The sequence below is a fragment of the Actinomadura sp. 6K520 genome (genome assembly GCF_004349245.1).
Taxonomy (GTDB): domain Bacteria; phylum Actinomycetota; class Actinomycetes; order Streptosporangiales; family Streptosporangiaceae; genus Spirillospora.
Genome location: NZ_SMLC01000310.1, coordinates 1 through 4,879, shown reverse-complemented (window position 1 = coordinate 4,879; position 4,879 = coordinate 1). Strand labels below are relative to the sequence as shown.

The window sequence follows — 4,879 nt, the reverse complement described above, 5'->3', positions numbered from 1 at the left end:
CCACTCCCCCTGCCGGGGCCATGTGCACCGCCTCCTACGAGACGACGGGGTCATGGCAGGGCGGCTTCCAGGGTGAGGTCACCGTCCGGAACACCGGGACGGACCCGCTCACGGCATGGCAGGTCTCCTGGACGTTCGGCGGCGGCCAGACCGTCGCCCAGTCCTGGGGCGCCAGGGTGACGCAGGAGGGCACGTCGGTCACCGCGGCGAACGAGTCCTGGAACGGGACCCTGGCCGCCGGGGCCGGCACCACGTTCGGCCTCATCGGCACCGGCTCGGCCGGAACCGTCGACCCGGACTGCTCCGGCCGGTGACACCGAGGGGCGGGCGGGCACTGCGGCCCGCCCGCCTCCGGTGACCGTCCCGCAGCGGACGCCGACCTGAGTTCACGCCGCCGCGGCCGACGGGTGCGGTCAGCAGGTCAGGTTGCCGCCGGTGGGCACGCCCAGGCGCTCGGTGAACCTCCTGTAGGTGTCCACCCTGCTCTGCACCTGGGCGGGGTTACCGCCGTCGCATTCGATGCTGCCGTTGATACTGCGGATCGTCTGGCCGAAGCCGTGCCCGTTGACCATGGCGTCGTGGCCGGTCATCGAGCCCGGGCCGCGCTGGGTCATCCAGTACCAGAGCGCGCTCTTCCACGCCACGGCCGAGTTCTGCTCCACCAGCCACGGGTTGTTCAACAGGTCGAGGCCGAGGGCGTCGCCCGCCGCCTTGTAGTTGAAGTTCCAGCTGAGCTGTATGGGGCCCCGGCCGTAGTAGGCCGACTGCCCGGCGGGGCAGCCGTAGGGCTGGCCACGGTCGCAGTAGTGCGGGTAGTTGGCACTGTTCTGCTCCACGATGTGGACGAGCCCGCCCGTCTCGTGGCTGACGTTGGCCAGGAAGGCCGCCGCCTCCTGTTTCCGCGTGGTGTCACTGCCGGTGGCGGCGAACGCGGGGAAGGCGGTAATGGCCGAGGTCAGGCCGGCGTAGGTGTAGAAGGAGTTGCGGTTCGGGAACATCTGCTGGAACAGCGACTCGCTCACCACGAACCCGCCGGGGCCACCGGGCCCGCCGGGGTCGTCGCAGGTGTGCGGGTCCCAGAACCAGTGGCTGATCACCGGGTCGTAGCCCGGGTTCTCATGGACGGCGATGTAGTGGTTGCCGTCGGTGTACCGGACGATGCTGCCCACCGGGTACCACTGCCCGGCCACCCAGTTCGGCGCGTTGCAGGCCGCCACGGTTGCCTGGGACCCGATGGCCTGCGCCCCAGTGACCTGCGACCCGGTGGCCTGCCGCGCCGTGGCCTGCGACGCGGTGGCCGGGGCCGGAACGGCGGACAGCGCCGTGACCGCGAGGACCGCGGCGCCGAGCAGCGTCAGGACGCGTCGCGCTGTCACCGGACCTCCACGTCGACGCACGCGTAGAAGGCGTTGGCGGTGTCGGCGATGTTCCACACGGCCAGGACCTTCTGCCGGCCGCTGACGCCGCCGAGGCCGACGGTGTGCGAGACGGTGGCGGGCGGCTGCTGGCCGTGGCCGTCGATCACCGCGACGCGCCTGTCCCCGACGTAGTACTCGTAGTTCAGCGTGCGGTGCCGGGCGGTGAACGTCCAGGTGAAGGTCACCGTGTTGCCGACGGAGGTGACCCGCCAGCCCCTGCCGTCATCGTCGAGCTCGCGGAACCGCGCGTTTCCTCCGCTGCAGCTGCGCAGGCCCTTCGGCCCTTCGACGCTCTGCGGCTCCCACTGGATGGCGCCGCACTCGACGATGCGCTGCGCGCACTGGGCCTGCCGGCTCAGCGGTGCCGAGACGTAGCCGTGGGCGTGGGCGGCGGACGCCGGAAGGATCACGGAGACGAGGGGGGCGATGCCGAGGCCCGCCACGATGGCGGCGAACCTGGGTCGTGACTTCTTCATGCGGGGATTCCCTTGCGTTCGGGGTGGGTCGTGTTCGACGCGCGCCGTGCACTGGGGGCGGGGGGCATGGAGGCTCCATCTGATAGGAAACTTTCCTATCAGCTATGAAGACGGTAACGCCCCGTCCGGAAGCGGACAAGGCTCGGTGGCGACGGGCGAACCGTGCGTGCCGAGACCAGCGCAGGCCGGAAACCGAACCAGCCTCGCCGGGCTCACGATTTCGTCAGTGTTTCGCCATCATCCGGCCCGCGTTCAGCAGTTTCTGCCCAGCGGGCCGCGCCTTCCCCGTGCTGGACAATGCAGGGTTCAGGGGAAGGATGGAGGACGGCGATGTCGTCCGGAGGGAACCGGTGATGGCTGAGCAACCGCGGCCGGAGATCGACACCAGCACGCCGCACTCGGCGCGGATCTGGGACTACTGGCTCGGCGGCAGGGAGAACTACCCCGTCGACCGCGAGGCCGGTGACGCCGTCCTGCGGGTGCTGCCGGGGATCGCCGGTTCGGCCCAGCAGGACCGCGCCTTCCTCGGCCGTGCGCTGCGCTTCCTCGTCACGTCGGGGATACGGCAGTTCCTGGATCTCGGGTCGGGCCTCCCCACGGTCGACAACACCCACGAGGTCGCGCAGCGCATCGCGCCCTCGTCCCGGATCGTCTACGTGGACAACGACCCGCTGGTCCTCTCCCACGCCCGCACCCTCCTGCACAGCACCCCGCAGGGGGCGTGCGACTACATCGAGGCCGACATCCGCGATACGGAACACGTCCTGTCCGGCGCGGCCCGCACGCTGGACTTCGACCGCCCGGTCGGGCTGATGCTGCTCGGGGTGCTGAACCACATCCTGGACGACGACGAGGCGGAGCAGCTCGTCGCGCGGCTGGTGCGCAGGCTCGTCCCCGGCGGTTACCTGGTCATCTCCCACACCTGCGACGCCACGACCGAGGAGCTGGACGGCGCGGCGATGCGGCGGGCGGTGCGGGAGGTCATGGACCGCGGCGGGACGCCCATCCGCGCCCGGTCCCCGGAACAGATCGAGAAGCTCTTCGTGGGCGCGCGCCTGGTCGAGCCGGGGGTCGTGTCGTGCTCGCGGTGGCGTCCCGACCCGACGCGGCCTCCTGACCCGGAGGTCCCGCACTACAGCGGCGTCGGCGTCATCACCGGGGACGCCTGACAGAATCGGGACGTGGCGAAGAAGTGTCCTTGCGGCGCCGGGTCCCGGTACAGGGATTGCTGCGGACGGCTGCACCGGGGTGAGGCACGCGCCGAGACCGCCGGGGAGCTGATGCGGTCGCGGTTCAGCGCGTTCGCCGAGCGGGACGAGGCGTATCTGCTGCGGAGCTGGCATCCCGCGACACGGCCGGACCGCGTCGGCTTCGACCCCGGGACCCGATGGGTGCGCCTGGAGATCGTCCGGGAGGAGGACGGCGGCCCCGCGGACGACAAGGGGACCGTGGAGTTCCGCGCCCATTACCTGGACGGCTCGACGCCCGGCGAACTGCACGAGGTCAGCCGGTTCGTCAGGCACGACGGCGAGTGGGTGTACGTCCGGGGCAAGGTGACCTGACCGGAGGGCCGCGTCACGCCCGGCCCGTCCTGAGGTGCCATCCGCAGCGGGCGAGGAGGATCAGCAGCAGGGCGGGCGCGACGAAGACGGCGGCGCGCAGGGTGGTGAGGTCGGCGAGCGTCCCGAGGGCGAGCGGGGCGATGCCGATCGCCACCCCGGACGCGAGGGCGCAGCGGGCGGCCGCCCGGACGGGCCGGGCCGGCCACGCGGCGAGCGCCTGCGCCAGGATGACCGGGTAGAGCAGGGCGACGCCGAGCCCGGTCACCAGCAGCCCGGCGACCGCGAAGGGGGCGGGCGCGGCCCACAGGATCGCGAATCCGGCGACGCCGACGGCCGTCGCCGCGACGACCAGCCGGTCGGCCCCGCCCGCCGCGCGGACGACGGGCCCGGCGGCGACCCGTCCCACGGCCATGCCCAGCACGAACGCGGCCGAGAGCGTGGTCGCGGCGCCGGAGCCGAGGTCCTTGACCGACCGGAGGAAGTCGGCGGCCCAGAAGACCATGCAGAACTCGACGCCGACGGCGAGCACCAGGTCGGACCACCGGCTCACGAACGCGCGCGGGGCCCGGCTCCCGGCGCCCGGCGGGACGTCCGTGCGCGTCACCGGCAGCACGGCGCGCCGCGGGAGCACCAGGATCGCGGCCAGCGCCAGCGGCGGGACGGCGAACGCGAAGCGCCACCCGAGCCCGGCGGCCAGCGCCGCGCCGATGAGCAGCGGCGACAGGACGGACGCCGTGCTCGCCACCGCGTTCGCCTCCCCGATCGGGACGGCCCCGTCGCCGCCGTGCAGGGCCCGCAGCCCGGCCGGGACGAGCTGGACGAGCCCCGCGCCGCCCAGCCCGAGGACGAGCGCGCCGATCCCGGTCCCGGCCCGCCCGCCGCCGGCGGCGATGATCCCGGCGCCGCCGGCCAGCGCGGCCAGCGCCGCGGGCAGCGCCAGCCGCCCGAGCCGTTCGGCGAGCCGGTGCCCGACGAGCCCCACGACCACGAGCCCCAGCGCGAACGCCGACGGGTAGAGGGCCACCTCGGCGCGCGGGAGCCCGCGCTCCGCGCGCAGCTCGGGCAGGATCGCGCCGAGCGCCGTCAGCAGGTAGCCGAGGCAGCCGAACGCCAGGTAGAGGCCGAAGGTCGAGGATGTGCGCCGCAGCACCGCGGTCTCGCTCATGGTCACCCCGGGGAGGAATATGCTCGTGCCGCGAGGATAATTCGGAACGGCCAGGATGTCACCATGCAGCCGAAGACCGCGCACTCGGCGCGTGCCCTGCGCAGCCAGGGCGCGCTGGCCGTGCTGCGCCACGTCCACGCGCACCCGTCCGCGACCAGGGCGGACGTGGCGCGGGCGCTGGGGCTGAGCAGCGGCTCCGCCACCGAGATCACGGCCCGGCTCAAGGCGGCGCGGCTGGTCGAGGAGACCGCGCCGCCC

At 73.2% G+C, this 4,879-nt stretch carries 7 protein-coding genes; 4 read left to right on the top strand and 3 right to left on the bottom strand.

Features of this window, described 5'->3' with window-relative positions; genetic code table 11:
- A partial coding sequence (locus E1289_RS36505; protein ID WP_207929397.1) for a cellulose binding domain-containing protein occupies positions 1-314 on the top strand: 314 nt, incomplete at its 5' end.
- A 99-nt stretch (positions 315-413) separates the two neighbouring features.
- Here E1289_RS36505 and E1289_RS36500 read toward each other — a convergent pair.
- Positions 414-1,376, bottom strand: a complete 963-nt coding sequence (locus E1289_RS36500) for a chitinase (protein ID WP_131988577.1) — start codon at positions 1,374-1,376, stop codon at positions 414-416.
- Positions 1,373-1,894, bottom strand: coding sequence for a lytic polysaccharide monooxygenase auxiliary activity family 9 protein (locus E1289_RS36495; RefSeq protein WP_131988575.1), 522 nt, complete (start codon positions 1,892-1,894; stop codon positions 1,373-1,375). Before E1289_RS36495 ends, E1289_RS36500 begins: the two co-directional genes overlap by 4 nt.
- A 353-nt stretch (positions 1,895-2,247) precedes the next feature.
- Here E1289_RS36495 and E1289_RS36490 point away from each other — a divergent pair, with 353 nt between their 5' ends.
- Complete coding sequence (locus E1289_RS36490) at positions 2,248-3,063, top strand: SAM-dependent methyltransferase (RefSeq protein WP_131988573.1); 816 nt, start codon at positions 2,248-2,250, stop codon at positions 3,061-3,063.
- Between the two features lie 12 nt (positions 3,064-3,075).
- Positions 3,076-3,456 carry a YchJ family metal-binding protein gene (locus tag E1289_RS36485; RefSeq protein ID WP_131988571.1) on the top strand — a complete coding sequence of 127 codons (381 nt, stop codon included), beginning with the start codon at positions 3,076-3,078 and terminating at the stop codon, positions 3,454-3,456.
- Between the two features lie 13 nt (positions 3,457-3,469).
- On the opposite strand, the gene E1289_RS36480 is transcribed toward E1289_RS36485, so the two are convergent.
- Positions 3,470-4,621 carry an MFS transporter gene (locus E1289_RS36480; protein WP_131988569.1) on the bottom strand — a complete coding sequence of 384 codons (1,152 nt, stop codon included), beginning with the start codon at positions 4,619-4,621 and terminating at the stop codon, positions 3,470-3,472.
- Positions 4,622-4,684: 63 nt separating this feature from the next.
- On the opposite strand from E1289_RS36480, the gene E1289_RS36475 reads away from it, so the two are divergent.
- The coding region (locus E1289_RS36475; protein WP_131988567.1) for a helix-turn-helix domain-containing protein at positions 4,685-4,879 on the top strand (195 nt) is incomplete at its 3' end.

Bases quoted from the DNA above. Each gene is read 5' to 3' on its own strand.
- E1289_RS36495 (WP_131988575.1), bottom strand. From the start codon at position 1,894: ATGAAGAAGTCACGACCCAGGTTCGCCGCCATCGTGGCGGGCCTCGGC.
- E1289_RS36490 (WP_131988573.1), top strand. From the start codon at position 2,248: ATGGCTGAGCAACCGCGGCCGGAGATCGACACCAGCACGCCGCACTCG.
- E1289_RS36480 (WP_131988569.1), bottom strand. From the start codon at position 4,621: ATGAGCGAGACCGCGGTGCTGCGGCGCACATCCTCGACCTTCGGCCTC.